Origin of the sequence: Orenia marismortui DSM 5156 (assembly GCF_000379025.1) — a bacterium.
GTDB classification, from domain to species: domain Bacteria; phylum Bacillota; class Halanaerobiia; order Halobacteroidales; family Halobacteroidaceae; genus Orenia; species Orenia marismortui.
The window spans coordinates 232,598-249,370 of the sequence record NZ_KB900619.1 but is presented as its reverse complement, the minus strand read 5'-3'; the positions used below and the strand labels follow the sequence as shown (position 1 = coordinate 249,370).

18 protein-coding genes and 1 pseudogene are annotated in these 16,773 nt (G+C 29.0%); 16 read left to right on the top strand and 3 right to left on the bottom strand.

Annotation, left to right across the window (positions count from 1 at the left end; genetic code table 11):
* Positions 1-484: cell wall hydrolase (locus OREMA_RS0109475; RefSeq protein WP_018249033.1), on the top strand; the 484-nt coding region annotated here is incomplete at its 5' end.
* 276 nt (positions 485-760) lie between these two features.
* On the opposite strand, the gene OREMA_RS0109470 is transcribed toward OREMA_RS0109475, so the two are convergent.
* Positions 761-2,152: an ISLre2 family transposase gene (locus OREMA_RS0109470; protein ID WP_018248361.1), complete on the bottom strand. Its 1,392-nt coding sequence runs from the start codon at positions 2,150-2,152 to the stop codon at positions 761-763.
* 670 nt (positions 2,153-2,822) lie between these two features.
* Between OREMA_RS0109470 and map the strand changes: the two genes are divergently transcribed.
* The 10 genes from map (at position 2,823) to OREMA_RS0109420 (ending at position 10,578) form a co-directional block, all read left to right on the top strand.
* The gene (gene map, locus OREMA_RS0109465; RefSeq protein WP_018249032.1) at positions 2,823-3,569 is read left to right on the top strand and encodes a type I methionyl aminopeptidase; all 747 of its coding nucleotides are present in this window, start codon (positions 2,823-2,825) and stop codon (positions 3,567-3,569) included.
* 433 nt (positions 3,570-4,002) lie between these two features.
* Positions 4,003-4,404, top strand: coding sequence for an encapsulin-associated ferritin-like protein (locus OREMA_RS0109460; protein ID WP_018249031.1), 402 nt, complete (start codon positions 4,003-4,005; stop codon positions 4,402-4,404).
* A complete protein-coding gene (locus OREMA_RS0109455; RefSeq protein WP_018249030.1) occupies positions 4,404-5,210 on the top strand; it encodes a family 1 encapsulin nanocompartment shell protein in 807 nt (268 codons plus the stop codon). The genes OREMA_RS0109460 and OREMA_RS0109455 overlap by 1 nt, the downstream gene beginning before the upstream one ends.
* 149 nt (positions 5,211-5,359) lie before the next feature.
* The gene (locus tag OREMA_RS17580; RefSeq protein WP_018249029.1) at positions 5,360-5,797 is read left to right on the top strand and encodes a pyridoxamine 5'-phosphate oxidase family protein; all 438 of its coding nucleotides are present in this window, start codon (positions 5,360-5,362) and stop codon (positions 5,795-5,797) included.
* A gap of 364 nt (positions 5,798-6,161) precedes the next feature.
* Positions 6,162-6,443, top strand: a complete 282-nt coding sequence (locus tag OREMA_RS0109445) for an acylphosphatase (RefSeq protein ID WP_018249028.1) — start codon at positions 6,162-6,164, stop codon at positions 6,441-6,443.
* A gap of 501 nt (positions 6,444-6,944) precedes the next feature.
* On the top strand, positions 6,945-7,583 hold the full coding sequence (locus tag OREMA_RS17575) for a class I SAM-dependent methyltransferase (protein WP_018249027.1): 639 nt from the start codon (positions 6,945-6,947) through the stop codon (positions 7,581-7,583).
* Positions 7,584-7,744: 161 nt separating this feature from the next.
* Entirely contained in the window at positions 7,745-8,809 is a 1,065-nt protein-coding gene (corA, locus tag OREMA_RS0109435) for a magnesium/cobalt transporter CorA (protein WP_018249026.1), read from the top strand.
* A 10-nt stretch (positions 8,810-8,819) separates the two neighbouring features.
* Positions 8,820-9,014: a rubredoxin gene (locus tag OREMA_RS0109430; RefSeq protein WP_018249025.1), complete on the top strand. Its 195-nt coding sequence runs from the start codon at positions 8,820-8,822 to the stop codon at positions 9,012-9,014.
* Positions 9,015-9,073: 59 nt separating this feature from the next.
* A complete protein-coding gene (locus OREMA_RS17570; protein WP_018249024.1) occupies positions 9,074-9,367 on the top strand; it encodes a DUF1232 domain-containing protein in 294 nt (97 codons plus the stop codon).
* A 161-nt stretch (positions 9,368-9,528) separates the two neighbouring features.
* Positions 9,529-10,578 carry an IS30 family transposase gene (locus OREMA_RS0109420; RefSeq protein WP_018249023.1) on the top strand — a complete coding sequence of 350 codons (1,050 nt, stop codon included), beginning with the start codon at positions 9,529-9,531 and terminating at the stop codon, positions 10,576-10,578.
* A gap of 61 nt (positions 10,579-10,639) precedes the next feature.
* On the opposite strand, the gene OREMA_RS0109415 is transcribed toward OREMA_RS0109420, so the two are convergent.
* A complete protein-coding gene (locus OREMA_RS0109415; RefSeq protein WP_018249022.1) occupies positions 10,640-11,092 on the bottom strand; it encodes a DUF2383 domain-containing protein in 453 nt (150 codons plus the stop codon).
* A 297-nt stretch (positions 11,093-11,389) separates the two neighbouring features.
* On the opposite strand from OREMA_RS0109415, the pseudogene OREMA_RS19435 reads away from it, so the two are divergent.
* The 5 genes and pseudogenes from OREMA_RS19435 (at position 11,390) to yfcE (ending at position 16,034) form a co-directional block, all read left to right on the top strand.
* Positions 11,390-11,819 (top strand): annotated as a pseudogene (locus tag OREMA_RS19435) (PPC domain-containing DNA-binding protein).
* Between the two features lie 22 nt (positions 11,820-11,841).
* Positions 11,842-12,387: an NUDIX hydrolase gene (locus OREMA_RS0109405; protein ID WP_018249021.1), complete on the top strand. Its 546-nt coding sequence runs from the start codon at positions 11,842-11,844 to the stop codon at positions 12,385-12,387.
* Positions 12,388-12,958: 571 nt separating this feature from the next.
* Complete coding sequence (locus OREMA_RS18860; RefSeq protein ID WP_018249020.1) at positions 12,959-13,096, top strand: hypothetical protein; 138 nt, start codon at positions 12,959-12,961, stop codon at positions 13,094-13,096.
* Positions 13,097-13,343: 247 nt separating this feature from the next.
* Positions 13,344-15,407: a diguanylate cyclase gene (locus tag OREMA_RS0109395; RefSeq protein WP_018249019.1), complete on the top strand. Its 2,064-nt coding sequence runs from the start codon at positions 13,344-13,346 to the stop codon at positions 15,405-15,407.
* A gap of 66 nt (positions 15,408-15,473) precedes the next feature.
* Positions 15,474-16,034 carry a phosphodiesterase gene (yfcE, locus tag OREMA_RS0109390; protein WP_018249018.1) on the top strand — a complete coding sequence of 187 codons (561 nt, stop codon included), beginning with the start codon at positions 15,474-15,476 and terminating at the stop codon, positions 16,032-16,034.
* Positions 16,035-16,084: 50 nt separating this feature from the next.
* Here the strand turns inward: yfcE and OREMA_RS0109385 are convergent, their stop codons facing one another.
* Entirely contained in the window at positions 16,085-16,543 is a 459-nt protein-coding gene (locus OREMA_RS0109385; RefSeq protein WP_018249017.1) for a flavodoxin family protein, read from the bottom strand.
* Positions 16,544-16,773 lie beyond the last annotated feature (230 nt).

The following is a 16,773-nucleotide window of genomic DNA, read 5'->3' as shown; positions in this document are numbered from 1 at the left end:
TGCATATGCACAAGAGATGGATGAGAAAGATGCATATAAAGGCTTAGCTATATCATTACTATTGATGTATTTAGCAAATAAATTCTTTAATAAAGATGAGAGTGATTTTAATGGTATAGGTGATTATAGTGATGAAGATTTAATATGGCTAGCTAGAGCAGTTAATGGAGAAGCAAGAGGTGAACCTTTTAAAGGACAAGTTGCTGTAGCAGCAGTAGTTCTTAACCGAGTGAAAAGTTTAGAGTTTCCCGATAATGTTTATGATGTAATCCATCAGGAAGGACAATTTAGTTCTGTTGATGATAAGCAAATTTATTTAACACCAAGTGAATCCTCTTTTAAGGCTGCTAAAGAGGCTTTAAAGGGAAGTGACCCATCACTTGGAGCACTGTATTTTTATAATCCTAAAACAGCAAAAACTTTATGGTGGCTAGAAACTAGAGAAAAGACGATAATAATTGGTGATCATGCTTTTGCTAAGTAGTTTAGTATTTTTTAAATCAGTTTCAGAAATAATTTCTGAAACTGATTTTTTATTATTCTCTAATATTTTTCTACCATAGGTTTGTGAACTTAAAGTGAAATATTTTTATAAAAACCTCAAAAATTTTTTAGCCAAGAATCTTCACAGACTAAACACAGTTTTTCAAACATTAAATTTTTATTTAGAATTATGATTAATTTGAAAGATCTAAAAGCTTAATGGGAGAGATAGTGTCAAGTTTCTGTAGGTAAAAGTTTAAAACTCCTCTTTTGATAATTAAAGCAATGACTTTACTGCTTTAAACAGTCTAGTTCTTACTCCTTTATTTATACTTGGGATATTATTGCTTGGTTCAGCAAATTTCTTTTTCAAATTATTTTTCACTACTTTTGATTCTATTTCCACTATTTTTTCTTCTTTTTGCTCTTTTCTTGCTTTCTCTAGAATAATTTCTTTTAATTCGTATTCTGTTCCTCCATTAAATTTAAAAGACCTTAATCTTGCCATCTGATCTACTCCTACTTCAGACCAACCCATTGGTCTTGAACTTAATCTATCTGATAATATATGACTAACATGACCTTCAGCACTACAACCAATAGCATTTTCATCTTTATAATAGTTTACTATTCCAGCCCAGTTATTATAAATATAGCTTCTACTTTGTCTTATCGCTTTCTTCTTAGATTCCTTTTCAGCTTGAGATATCAATTCACTAAATATCTCTTTTATCTGTACTTTATCTAAATTATTTATTCCTTGCCAAAGATCAAATCTAAGCTTTTGGGCATGTCCTGTAGCCTTTAAAACATACTTATTTAAATGATATCTATCTAGTATCTGCTTACTTTTAGGCAACCACTTTAAACCCTCTTTAATCCAAAGTGCCCCATCTCCTGCAATATAAATCTGCTTTATGCTATCAAAGTCGTAATTATCCTCTATATAGTCCATAATTTCTAGCCACAAGTCTTCCGACTTGTTATACATACCTGAAAAGGAATAACTGTTCTTTAACTTATTTCTACCATTTTCTTTAATAATTCCTTCATGAACATAAACTAATCTTGGTACAGCATTCTTCCCGTTTTGCAAAGAAACATGGTCTTCATCAGCTTCTATATATAAATAATCAATCTTTCTTTTTGCTTTCGGATTACTTAATTTATCGTTTTCTATTTTACCTAATTTTCTTATTTTATTCATAACTGTTTGACCTGTTATAGTTAAATTATTCACTACTTCCTCTCCTACTTTGGCGTAAGATTTATCAATTGATAAATCTACTATCTTTGCTTCTAAGCCAGTATCTATCCTTTGATACTTATCTATACCTAATTTTTTATCTGCTAAATGTTCATACTCTTTATTGAACTTAGATTTATAATACCTTCTCTCAAATTCAACTTCACCAAACTCTGTTATCAATTTTCTCTTCTTTTTTCTTACTATCTTCCAATTCTTTTTACGCTCAGGACTTTCCTTAATTACTTCATCTATTACTTCTATAATATACTTACACAACTCTTTACCTAATTCATCAAAGTCTTTTCTTAGAGTATTTATAAAGTCTGAAATATCTTCTTTATCACTCAATAGAATATTTTTTAAAAATTCTTCTGAATTATCCTTAATTTTTTCTCCAAACTGCTGTATAATTGTATCCATAGGGACTCCTCCTTGATGTGTTTTGATTAGGTACTTAACACTTTATCAAAAGAGGAGTCCTTTTTCTAATTTTTTGATTAAATTTACCTACACTTATTTTACACTAAGATGGCTTAGTTTTTTATTAGAATTTATTAATGTTTTTAGGAAGTAGCTATTGAATAGTATAAAGATAACGCGTTGTGCTATTAAAAGAACTGATACAATAGAATGATAAAGCGACAGTTTCGGAGTTAGGCGTTAGGAACTAGGACATAGAAAGATCTTACTAACTCCTATGACCTATCACCTAGCACCTAAAAGTGTCTCTTTATACCCATAAAAAGACACTATTTATATTAAGGTTTAACTAGCACAACGCGTAAAGATAAATATTTATTTTATCTTATTAATCAGATATCTATATAAGAAGCATCAAATAATAAATTTAAGTTTTTCATTTTCTAATTTAGATTTTAGCTGTTTAGCTAGTGGTAATTTAGATATACTAAGATATAAAGGATAAGTCTTGAGTATAATATTTTTGCTATCTATGTGTAATTAATGTATAATTATAAAAAGAATCTAATTGTGGTTAAATATTATCTAATTTATAATTGATAAACTTTAGTCAAGGACTTATTATAATTGAATTTTGGTGTTAAGAAAATTTTTAGAGGTGATAAAGAAGATGATTATTAGAAAGTCTAGACGTGAAATAGAAATTATGAAGAAAGCTGGAAAGATAGTAGCAGAGACTCATGCTCTATTAGCTGAAAAAGTTGCTCCAGGAATTACTACAGGTGAGCTTGATAGAATAGCAGAAGAGTTTGTTTTGAGTAAAGGTGCTAAGCCAGCTTTTAAAGGTTATCAAGGTTTTCCTTATACTCTATGTATCTCTATCAATGAAGAAGTAGTGCATGGCTTTCCAGGAAAAAGGGTATTAGAATCTGGTGATATTATTAGTATTGATATGGGAGTTATTATAGATGGTTATTATGGAGATTCGGCATATACATTAGCAGTTGGTCAAGTATCTGAGAAGGCTAATGGTCTATTAAAAGCTACAGAAGAATCTTTATATAAGGGGATTGAGCAGGCGGTTACAGGGAATCGGTTGTCTGATATTTCTCATGCAGTTCAAAATCACGCTGAGAAGCATGGATATTCAGTAGTAAGGCGTTTTGTAGGACATGGAATTGGAAGAGGACTTCATGAAGATCCTCAAATACCTAACTTTGGTCCTGCAGGAAGAGGGCCAAGATTGAAAGAAGGTATGGTTTTAGCAATTGAACCTATGATTAATATAGGAACTCATAAGGTTAAAGTTTTAGATGATGGATGGACAGCAGTTACTACTGATGGGGAGCTATCTGCACATTTTGAACATACTGTTGCTATAACTAAGAAGGGGCCTGAAATTTTAACTAAACTTTAATAGACCTAATTAATATATTATTATAAACATAAGGTCTTATGCTAATAGGAAGTTGATTTATTAGATAGAATAATGCGTTGTTGAGAAGTCATAAGCAAGCAGTAAATCAATTAATCAACTTGTCATTTGTGACTAGCTATCCGTTAGTATTATTTTATATTTATTAATAGCTATTATATATTCAAGATTAATTACAATGTATAGAATATAAATTTATTAGAATAGATTATATTTAAATTTCTTATTTTAAGAGAGTATTGACTTGAGGTCAATACTCTTTTTTTATTAAATTGTTAGTTAATTGCTTAGTTTTTTTAGAAATAAAAGAGTATAAGTATATTTTAGATAAAAGAGTGTAATTATATAGTTGTATTAATACTTGTTTTAACATTCGTTATTAGGCACCAACTAGAATAAAGGAGGTAGATTAATTATGGCACTTCATGATGAAGATTTATATAACTTGCCAGAAGAAGCTAAAGATTTTCATCGGATGATTGTAACTGTAATGGAAGAACTGGAAGCAGTTGATTGGTATAATCAAAGGGCTGCAGCAACTAAAGATCCTCAAGTTAGAGCCATAGTAGAACATAATCGTGATGAAGAGTTTGAACATGCAGCAATGGCATTAGAATGGTTAAGAAGACATCACTCTGTTTTTGATCAATATTTGAAAGAATTTTTATTTAGTGATGGTCATATTACACATGCTGATGATGAGCACCACCATGGACATGATCATAAGCATGGGCCCATAGATAATCCCCAAATAAGTAGTACTAGTAGTGATAATTCATTAGGAATTAAAGGTTTAAATAGAAAGGGGGAAAATTGATGAGCAATTTAAGAAGGTCATTGGCGCCAATAACTCCTGAAGCTTGGGAGTTTATAGAAGAGGAAGCAAGAGATGTTCTAAATATTAAATTGACAGGTCGTAGAGCTGTTGATTTTATTGGACCAAAAGGAATTGATTTTGCTGCAGTAAATACAGGAAGAAGAGTATTATTTGATGATTCTGAATTAGAAGGAATAAGGTATTTTAAGCGTCATGTCTTACCTTTAATAGAAGTAGAAGTTCCTTTTAAGATGAATCTAGAAGAGATTGAATCTTTAGTTAGGGGCGCAGAAGATGTGGATACTGATCCATTAATTGAAGCTGCAGAGAAGGTTGCTAGAGCAGAAAATGAAGCAATTTTTTATGGTATGGATGAAGTTAGCATAGAAGGATTAATAGATTCTTCTGCCCAAGAAGTAATTGATATTAATGAAAAAGAAGGGATAGTTTCAGCAGTAGCAACAGGTGTTAAAAATTTGGTGATCGAGAATATAGAAGGTCCATATATATTATTGTTAGGTCCTAAAATGTTTTCAATGTTATATAAATTAAATGAAATTGATGATAAGGGATATCCTACTAGAAAGAGATTAGAAGAATTAATTGAAGGAAAAGTAATTCCGGCACCTGTTCTGGGAGATAAGGGGATATTACTTTCTACTAGAGGAGAGGATTTTGAGTTGATTGTTGGAGAAGATATCTCTATTGGTTTTAACTATCAAGATAGAGATGAATTAGAGTTCTTTTTCTTAGAATCTTTTACTTTTAGAGTTAATACTCCAGAAGCTATAGTAGTTTTAAAATAACTTTATTTAGCTTTGAAGAAATAGGCTATTGTGTCTATTAAGCCTAAGGAAATATCTTGCTTAAATTTCAGTAAAAATAAATCCTTAAAGCATATTTTTTTAATACTAATCCATACTAATATTAGCATAGATAGGAAAGGAGAATCAAGATGGTAGTTGCAACTACAACAGGTGAAGAAGTAAAGCAGAAGGTTATTGAATTTTTAAAGAAAAAAGATACAGGGGCATTAGCAACCTCTGGAGCAGATACAAGAGTAAGCCCTGTTAAATATTTTCTTGGAGAAGACCTTGATATTTATATTCACAGTGATGGAGGTTCTAAATTCGATAATTTAAGACAGAATAAGGATGTTTGTCTATTAGTAAGTACAGAATTTTATGGAGATTATAAAACAATTAAAGGTGTGCAAGTTTTTGGACAAGCAGAAATAGCTAAGTCTGATTCATCACTCTATCAGGAAGCTGAAAAGTATTGTCCCTTTAATCATATGTCAGGTGAGGGATATATTATTAAAATTACTGCTGATAGAGCAGTTTATAAAAATTCAGTAGATGGTAATGGAGAAAAAAATATTTGGAAAGCTTAATTAAATAATTATTTCTGATTTCTGATTAAACCTTCTAAAGTAGATACAGTCTAAATTAAAAGACTGTTTTAAAATCTATTTTGGAAGGTTTAATTATTTATATGGCTACATGATATAATTTCTTGATATATTAATATTTCATATATAACTACTAAGGTCCTTAATTTGTTTCTTATCTTACAGTAGTTACTTTTAGTATATTCCTAAGCTAATATTATAAATTTATATGTTCTCTTCAGTTGTAGTGCAATTAAACTAAATGTAAATTTTTGGATAAAAGAAGGAGAAATTAAGCTCATAAAGAAAGATGAAAATATAGATTGTTTAAGGTATTTACTATAAAATTATTGAAAGGGGTGTAATAATGTCAGCAAAGGTACGTAAACACCTTTACATAAGTGGTAAAGTACAAGGTGTGGGTTTTCGTTGGTATACCTCTGAAAAAGCAGCTTATTTAGGCATAAAAGGTTGGGTCAAAAACCTATCTGATGGCAGAGTAGAAGCCATTATTAGTGGTGATAAGGATAAGGTGAAGAAGATGATAGATTTTATTAGTATAGGATCTCCACTGGCCCAAGTAAAGAAAGTAGAGGTTATAGATGAAGATTATCAAGGTGAATTCAAAAAATTCAAAACTAAATATTAGTAAAATTATTTTTTAATAAAGTTCATACTATTATGAAATAATTAGTGTCAAGAGAAGTTATTTAATATAAATAGAAGTAAGTTTTAAATTGCTTATTTTGGATAAACTTATTAATATATTTATTATAACTAATAAAAGTTATATTGATTTAGTTGGAATTTAATAAGATTATTTTACTCTTAAAATAATATAAGACTAATTAGGAGTAACTTTAGCAATAAAATAATTTTTATTCTTATAATATAATAATTTTGATATCTAAATCATAAATTTTATCTAAAAGATTTTAGATATTAATTGAAAAATGTCTATCAAATAAGTTATGAATTTGTCTTAGATAAGAAAAGGTAATTAAATTAATTGCTAGAAATTAATATACATAGTTTTAGAGGAGTTATTAAGAAGTTTTCACTAGCATTAATAATTTTAAACTGTCTGCTAGAAGGAAGATAAGTATTATTGTAAAGTAGGCTGGAAACATTAAAGAGGAGGCCGAAAGTAGTGAATGATAGAGATTTATGTGAAGATAAAAGAAGTATAAGTGGTAGTTTTTCTTGGCATACAGATGCTTATGCTTGCAAAAAGTATGAGGCAGATAGAGTTTTATTGTATGATAGCTTATTAAAAAGGTTACACAGTCTAAATTTTAGTTCTATTTTAGATGTAGGATGTGGAAAAGGAAGTTTGTTGGCAAGGGTTAATAAATTTGATCAGTCTATTACTCTTGCAGGTTTAGACTCTTCAGCAGATAAGATAAGAGTTGCTAAAAGAAGGTTAGGAGAAAAAAGTGATTTGATTATTTGTGATTCAGAGATATTACCTTGGGATGAGGGAAGCTTTGATTTAGTAGTATGTTCAGAGGCTTTTCAACGTTATACTCATCCAGAAAGAGTCTTATCAGAGATGAAACGTGTTATAAAGCCCAATGGCTATCTTATAGTAGGTGATTATTGGAAGATAACTCCTTTAAGGCAAATTAATAATTTATTTAGGGCAATACTAAACAATTCTTTAAAGATTTATTCTAAGACTGAGATTTCTGATTTATTAGAGCAATATGGTTTTAAGCTAACTGAATGGGAATTAATAGATAACAGTATCTATATATTAGTTGCTCAAAAAGGAGTATCCATAAATTAGTTTATTTATTGAGAGATATAAGTAATTTGCTATAATAACATTTGAGGTATAAGAAGGTTTTAATGCTTATTCATTAAAATATTAATTTAATCTATCTAAAATGATTAGCAAAATTTTTTTACCTTATTAAAATAAATGGGATGAGTTGGGGGGGATAGTTAATGGGTTATAAATTAAGAAAGACTTATATTAAAAAGAGAGGATTACCTCCAGGCACTTTGATACATAGTGGAAAGCATAAAGATGAAAAGGTTAAGGTCGATTTTTTTCATTATAGCAATGGCTTTTATATAGAAAAGAAAGATGTTGAGATTGAAGAAGCTTTAAATCATAGAAATGAAACAGGGATTAAATGGATCAATATTGATGGCTTACATAATGTAGACTTAATTAAAAAGGTAGGAGAAGAATTTGAAATTCACTCTTTAGTATTAGAGGATATATTAGATACAGAACAACGTCCTAAATTAGATATCTATGATGATTATATATATTTAGTAATTAAATTATTTTCTTATAATGAAAATGAAGAGATTGATATAGAGCAGATCAGTATTATTTTAGGCAAGGATTTTGTTATAACCTTTCAAGAAAAAGAAGGAGATGTATTTGAAAGCATTAGAAGTCGAATTAGGAATAAGGAGTCTAAAATTCGTAGGCTTTCTTCTGATTATCTAGCTTATGCTTTATTAGATATAGTTGTTGATAATTATTTTGTAGTTTTAGATGAAATAAGTGAAGTCTTATTTTTGATGGAAGAAGAGTTAATTATGGATCCCTCTCAAGATATGTTACCAGATATACAGCAAATAAAAAGAGAATTGATATTTTTAGAGAAAGCTGTTTGGCCCTTAAAGGGTCTAATCACTAGTTTATCTAAGGTGGATAATGATTTTTTTAAGGAAGATACTATCTTATACTTAAGGGATGTTAATGATCATGTTGAGAGAACTATAGATACAATTCAGACCTTTAGAGATATAATTAATGGAATTTTAGATACTTATTTATCTAGTGTTAATAATAGAATGAATGAAATAATGCAGGTGTTGACTATAATCTCTACTATTTTTATTCCTCTAACATTTATTGCTGGAATTTATGGGATGAACTTTAAATACATGCCTGAATTAGAAAGCGAATTAGGTTACCCAATTACTTTAATAGTAATGTTATTTATGGTAATAGGAATGTTAATTTATTTCAAGAAGAAAAAGTGGCTTTAAAGGGGAGGTAATGACAATAGATAACAAAGAAAATAGAAAATATAAATGTGAAGTATGTGGTTATACCTATAATCCAGAAGTAGGGGATAAAAGGTTTAATTTAGAGAAAGGGGTTCCTTTCAATGATTTACCTCATAATTGGAGATGTCCTGTTTGCAATGCTGATAAAGATCAATTTTTTGAAGTTAGAATTTCTCAAATATAATTTTTAACGGTATTTTTGATATCATAATTATTCATACTATAGATGATGGGGTGAATAAAATGTCTAAATTAAACAAATTTAAATTGATGATTAATAATATAAAATTAGCTTATAAATATATCAGAGATCCTAAGGTATCTTTAATGAGAAAGATATTATTAATTTTTCCGTTAGTATATATATTATCTCCAGTTGATTTGATTCCAGAGATTTTATTGCCTTTATTAGGCTGGTTAGATGATACAGTTATAGCTTTAACTGTCTGGAATTATATGTTCAATTTAATTAGAAAAGAAGAAGAAGGTAATAATAGTGAATATACTTTAGAAGAAGATGAGTATAAGATTAAATAGAATATAAAAATCTTAATTTGACTAATATTAGTCAAATTAAGATTAAAATTTATTGGTTGATTGTATAATTAAATTGAACTAATAAAAAAATGCCCATAGTGGACCAAACTGTAATATAATTGAATCACCACAAAACAAAAAATTACAGGAGGGTGCACACTATGGACTACTTAAATGATACACCAAAATCCCGAAAAAATAAACACCTAAATGCTTATGAGCGTGGTCAAATTGCATTGTTACATTCCGAAGGAATGTCGCCTTATGCTATTGCAAAACGTCTAGGTAGAGCTTCTAATACAATTAGAAACGAGTTAAAGCGTGGTACAGTTTCCCAAATTAAAGGCAATAAAACTGTAGAGATTTACTTCCCTGACGCTGGTCAAAAAGTTTATGAATCTAATCGTAAAAATTGCGGACCGAAATTTAAGCTTTTAGAATGTGAAACATTCATTGATTATGTTATAGAGTTATTTTGCGAGCATAAACAATCTCTTGATTCTATTTGTGGTGCAGCAAAGCTGCATAACAAATTCTCAAAGTCAGAGATGGTATGCACTAAAACTCTATATAACTATATAGATCTTGGACTACTTCAGATTAGCAATATTGATTTGCCATTGAAGCTTAAACGTTCTTCAAAATCAAAATGTCTTAAGCGTAATAAAAAGAAACTTGGCACAAGTATCGATGAACGCCCTGAAAATATTAATGATCGCAGTGAATTTGGGCATTGGGAAATTGACACTGTTATTGGTAAAAAGAATAAAAATGATGAAGTTTTACTCACTATGACAGAGCGCATGACTCGTAAAGAAATCATTCGTAAAATTCCTGGTAAAACAGCTGAATCTGTTCAAAATGCTATATTAAAACTAATCAAAGACTCTGGAGAGCTTTTTTCTAATGTATTTAAAAGCTTTACCTGCGATAATGGCTCTGAATTTTCAGAGCTAGGTTCTATAGAAGAAATAGTTGATACAAAAGTATATTTTACTCATCCCTATTCATCATGGGAAAGAGGTACCAATGAACGTCATAATGGTCTCATAAGACGTTTTATACCTAAAGGCAGAAGTATAAGTGAATTCTCTATTGAATCTATTGCTAGAGTTCAAAACTGGTGTAATACTCTACCAAGAAAAATTTTAGGATACCTAACTCCTGATGAAGCTTTTGAAGATCAACTAAGAGAAATTCTATATAACTAATTAACCAAATTATTACAGTTTGAAACTAGTTCAATTTAATATTGCAATTTAAGATTAAAATTTATTTTAAATTATTTTCAATTTTTTTCAAATGGTCTTTTCTAGTTGATAGAAGAGATGTGACTATTTTCTTACTCCGTTGATCAAGTTTTTGATTCATAAATTTTTCTGTTTCTTTGATACCATTTTTTTCTTTAGTATAAAGTTTTTCTAATAATTGATTATTGTCAGTTTCTATTCCTAATAGACTCCCAAATTCCATCATAGTATTAGAGATTACTCCACTAAGACCTCTATCTTCTTGAGGGGCTGCCCCTAAATTTTGTATATGTGTAGTTAAAGTACTGGCATGGTCTTTATGGTCTTGTTGCATGTTTTGTAATAGTTGTCTAGTATCTGTGTTTTTAGCTTTAGCAATAAAATCATTATAGGAATCTATAGACATATGTTCTTGTTTTAATATTTCATTGAGTGTAGATACTACTCTGTTCTTATTAATAATTTCTTCTGGCATGATTGAAACCTCCCTTATAGTTATAAAGAATTTAATAAGATAATATATTATTTATATGTTAGTATGACTTTGATAATGATTATTATACTTTAAATTAATTTGATTTTTTTATTATTGTCTTTATAAATATAATGGAATTTATACTTTTGTAAGTTAGTTCTAAATTTATTATAATATATACAAATCGATTATTTTTAAGGTGGAATTTTGTGGTTGAATATTTAAATGTTTTTTTAGATAGCTAATAATAACTGTTTATTAGTGAACAGCCATAAGAAATATATATTCTGAGGTGGTATGATGTTAAAGAAATATAAAGTATCAAATCTTTATCAAGGAAGATTAGAAAGAGGAGATGATCTTCTAGAAAAAATTACAGAGATTATCAATAATGCAGGTATAAAGCTAGGTAGAATAACGGCTATAGGGGCTGTAGAAAAAGCAAAGCTATCTTTTTATAACCAAAAAAAAGGTCTATGAGGAAGATGAGATTAACAAACCTTTAGAGATTGTAAGTTTATTAGGTAATATTTCTTTGAAAGATAATGAAATTATGCTTCATGCTCATATAGCTTTAGGTGATGAAGATGGAAGATTATATGGTGGGCATTTTACTACAGGGACTACAGTATTTGCTTGTGAATTTATAATTGAGGAGTTTGAAGGAGAAGAACTTGAAAGAAAATATGATGAAAAAACTGGACTCCCATTTTGGAGATATCAATAAATTATATATAGGAGAAATAGATATGAAGAATTTTTGGGAAGTACAAGATAGAAAAATAATTTATAAAAGTGGAATTGTTTCTTTTAAAGAAGAAAAATGCTATCATACTAAGAAGAAAATAATCCATCCATTCTTTAAAATGGAGTTTTTGGATTGGGTAAATATAGTTCCACTTACTACTAAAGAAGAGGTAGTATTAGTTAAACAGTATCGGTTTGGAATTGATGAGGTTACATTAGAGGTGCCAGCAGGAACTTTAGATAAGGGTGAGCAAGATCCTCAACTTGCTGCTCAAAGAGAGCTACTAGAAGAGACAGGTTATTCTAGTAATGATATAGTTTCTTTAGGTAAAGTAGCAGCTAACCCAGCAATTCAAAATAATTATTGTCATTTTTATTTGGCAAAAGATGTTATTTTAACATCAGAACAAGACTTAGATTTAACTGAGGATATTGAAATAGAGTTAGTTAAGTTAACTGAGATTGATAGTCTTATCTCTTCAGGTCAAATTAAACATTCTTTATCCATATTAAATTTATTATATGCCAAAGAGTATTTAAATAATTGACACTCCACAGGGCAAGCCCAATGTGGATTCCTCATTCCTAGAAACGAGCCTATGTCAACTTAATATCAAGTATTAAGCCTAATAGGTCTTACAGTTTCTCCAGAGGCTTACCTACGAGTTTTTATTAAAAACTCTTCGTGATGAATCCAATCCTGTATGCCCTACAGTACTGACGATTAAGGACTTCTGATACCTTGAATATTTTACGCAACAGAGGAGCTTGGTTATCGCTTCAATTCCTGTTGCAACTCCATATATTCAGTTGTGGATTTATCACGTCAGGCTATGCCTGTAAGAAGATTTACCTTAATTAATATTAGTTTACCACAAATTCAAGATAATATGTATAGTAACAATTAACAATAAACTAATATCGAATTAGCTTATTGTTAGTGCTTACATCCATGAGGGTAAGCCCATCAGGTTTTACGCACTAAATTCTATAACTTAATTTTATTTTTTAATACATAAAGTCCTCCAAACTTTCAAATCATATATATAAATAAATTGGTTATTTGGACATTAAACTTTTATTATATAGTGAATATATAAAATTTAAGGAGGCATTAAGATGGAAGATAAAAATGTTAAGTATGCTAGATTAACTGGCCATGAGAAGAGAAAGTTAGAGGATATGGAAATAGCCATGAACTTAGATCGAAAGGAAGAGGATAAAGTAATTATTTTAGCAGTGGAAGATAATAATTAAACTGAGCAATCTAGCTCAGTTTCTTTAAATCTAATATCTTAAGGAGACTTCATAATTAGAAATATTTTAATTAAAATATTTCTAATTATGAAGGTAAAAAACTCTTTATCTAGAAATATTATAAAGATATTTATAAATATAAAGTTTAGCATCATATTAATTAAAAGTTTAGTTATACACAAGTAAAATTATATTAGCCAAATTACTAACTAATATAAAATTAGGATATAGAGGCGGAGGAATTATTATGGGGGAGATCACTTTAGGAATTTATTTGGTTTTAAAATTATCTATATTTATATCTGTTACTTATTTAATTACAAATTTTAAATTCTCTTTTGGGAAAAAAGTTACAGATATAAGTAAGAAAAATAAATTCTATCTTAATATTAGTTTTATATTATTATTATTTTTGGGAAGTTATTTTTTAGGTGCTTATAATATAGGTCTTTATTATTTAGTTATTATATTAAGTGGAAAATTATTAGGAAGGCCTTATGGATTAATTCTTGGATTGATAGCTGCTTTTTATAGCAATTATTTGGGAATAAATTTATATTCTTTTGCTTTAGAAGCAATATTAATTGGGGTAGCTATAGATCTAATATCATTTTTCGATCTGAAGAATATAGATGACAAATTAGAAAATTTATATATTAGTTTAGTTTTAGCATTAATTTTAATCTACCAAGATGATTTAATTGTAAATTTTATTTTTAATACTTTGACTTTTTGGGTAACTTTAATGATTATAAATAATTATAATAGAAAAATACAACTACTTAAGGATAAAGAAAAAGAATTAGAAGATGTTAGTTTAACCTGCAATAGTCTAACTGGATTACATGATATTAATAATCGAATGAGTTCTAATTTTACCTTGGAAGAGACCTATGATTCTTTGGTAGAGATCGGATGTGAACAGTTAGGAATTAATTATGGTGGATTATTAGCAGAATCAGAAGAAGAAGGATATTTTGATATCAAATCTTTTGTAGGATTAGATAGGAAATATTTAAAAAAGATGAAAATAAAAAAGAGTAATTTATATTTTGGCCATCCATTGAAAGAGTCTGGTAGTGTTATTATTAATTCTCTAGATAAAGAAGAGAATGAAGATGTTACTTTATTTATTGAAGATGGTTTTAAGTCTTTATTAATATCTCCAATTTTTATAGAAGGTGACATTAAAGCGATTGTTTTCTTTTTGCACAAGGAAGAGGGGTTTTTCTCGAATAGACATTTAATGCCTATTCAAACAATAGTAGAACAAGCACCTTTAGTAATTGAGAAAGCTCATTTTTTCGAAAAGATGGAAAGAAATGTGGCAGGTCTTTCCACTTTACAAAGAACCAGTAATACTATTAATTCTACTTTGAATTTAGATGAAGTAATTAATCTAACTGTAGATGTAGTTATGGGTACGATGGGGGTTTCAATGTCTGGTTTATTTTTGGTTAATGATGAAAATGAAGATAAATTAGACCTAGTTGCTTCTGTAGGCTTTCCTCAAAATGAAGATAAAGAAAAATTAATTAGTTTAGCCGAAGAGATAGCTTGGCGAACTATTAAAGAGGATAGCCCATTAATTACAGATGAAGTTCCTAAAGAAGCTAAAGAGAAATTTGATTTTATTAATCTGATGTCAGCGGTCATTATTCCATTGAAAGTAAGGGGTAGAGTTTTAGGTGTTATTGCTGCTGCACAAGTTGGATTTAAGAGAAACTTTAAAGAGGCTGATAGAAGATTTCTAACTACTCTAGCAAATCAAATGGCTATTGCTATTGAAAATGCTACAATTTATAAGCAAATGGAAGAGTTAGCTACAAGAGATGGGTTGACTAAACTTTATAATCATAGTTATTTCCAAAATTCTTTAAGAAGAGAAATAAGTATGGCAAATCGTTATAATAGAGAACTTTCTCTAATAATAATGGATATAGATAATTTTAAAGATTTTAATGATACTTATGGTCATCAAGTTGGCGATGAAGTTTTGAAGAATTTAGCTAGGTTATTAGAAGCAGAAGCTAGGGATACTGATATAGTAGCTAGATATGGTGGCGAAGAATTTACTGTTATTTTACCAGAAACTGATAGTGAAGGTGTAGTTATAATGGCAGAAAGGATTAATAAACGAGTTAGAGAAATGGTAGTAAGTTATGATAACCTCAGGTTAAAGGTGACAATAAGTATAGGAGCAGCTAATTATAAGTTTGGTAAGTCTCAAAAAGAATTAATTAGTGCTGCAGATAATGCCTTATATCAAGCCAAAGAAAATGGTAAAGACCAGACCTGCTTAGCAGAATAGTTATATTAAAAGTTGAGATAGAATTGTTGATCTTATTAAGGGAAAATTATTTAGAGGTGATTACTAATGAAAATAGGTGTAATCAGTGATATTCACGGAAGTTTAACTTCTTTTAAGAAAGCTGTTGAATGTTTAGATGATGTAGAGATGATTTTAGTAGCTGGGGATATCCTTTATCATGGAGCACGAAATCCCTTACCAGAAGGATATAATACTAAAGCTTTAGTATCAGAAATTAATGATTTCGAGGGTAATTTATTAGCGGTAAAGGGTAATGTAGATGCAGTAGTAGATGATTGGGTTTTACCATATCCATTACCTGAGTATGCTGTAGTGGATAATAATGGATGTAGAATTGTGATGTATCATGGATATCAACATGAAAATGAGCAGGATAGAATTGAATTTGCCAAAAGATTTGGAGCAGATATATTGATTTTTGGCCATACACATCAACCAGTAGCTAAAAAAGTAGATGGGGTTGTGTTATTAAATCCGGGTAGTATATCTTTGCCTAAGCAAGAGCCTAAAGTTGCTACTTTAGCAGTTATTAATGAGGATAAGATAGAGATTATCTCTTTGGATGATCAAAAGAAGCTAGTTGACTATGTAGGATTTGTTGATTAGAAGTTAATATAATTATAATCTATTTAAGGCCAACTCCAAGTTGGTCTTTTTTATTTGATTAGATTTTCAGCAAATAAAGCTGCACGATCAAAATCATCTTGATCTGGATGTTTTTTTTGGATTCCTCCTATTAATTTTAGAGGACCATAACTATCAATGCCTCGACAAGAAAAATTACCAATGACCTTATAATTTTTAGATAATAGCTTTTTTCTTAATTCTTTATTAAAATTATGAATAATAGGTAATTTTCTAATTCCACTTGTAGAAAATATAAAAGCCTGTTTATCTTTAATTTGTGGAAGATCATCTACTAAACTTAATAATTTATGATGATGTTTCCCAAAATATATCCCTGAGCCAAAACCTATTAAGTCATATCTCCCTATTATTTGTGGTGTTGCTTCTCGAGTTGATAATAACTTGGCTTGCAGTACTTCTGCTAACACCATAGCAATTTTTTCAGTATTACCATGGTGGATTGATTTATATACAATTAGACTTTTCATTATTATTGCCTCCCAAATCTTAAACCTATAATAATTACTTATATTATATAATTTTTATTAGATTGCAGCAAGTATAAATATTAGAGTTTAAAAGAAATAAACTTGAATTTATATTCAATTACTATGTATTAAAAAAGATTTTAAATTCTTCTTGCGTTGAAAGAATAATTATGTTAATATGTTATAAAGCAGTAATCAAGTAGTATAGTAGAAGCTTAATAGTAGGTATT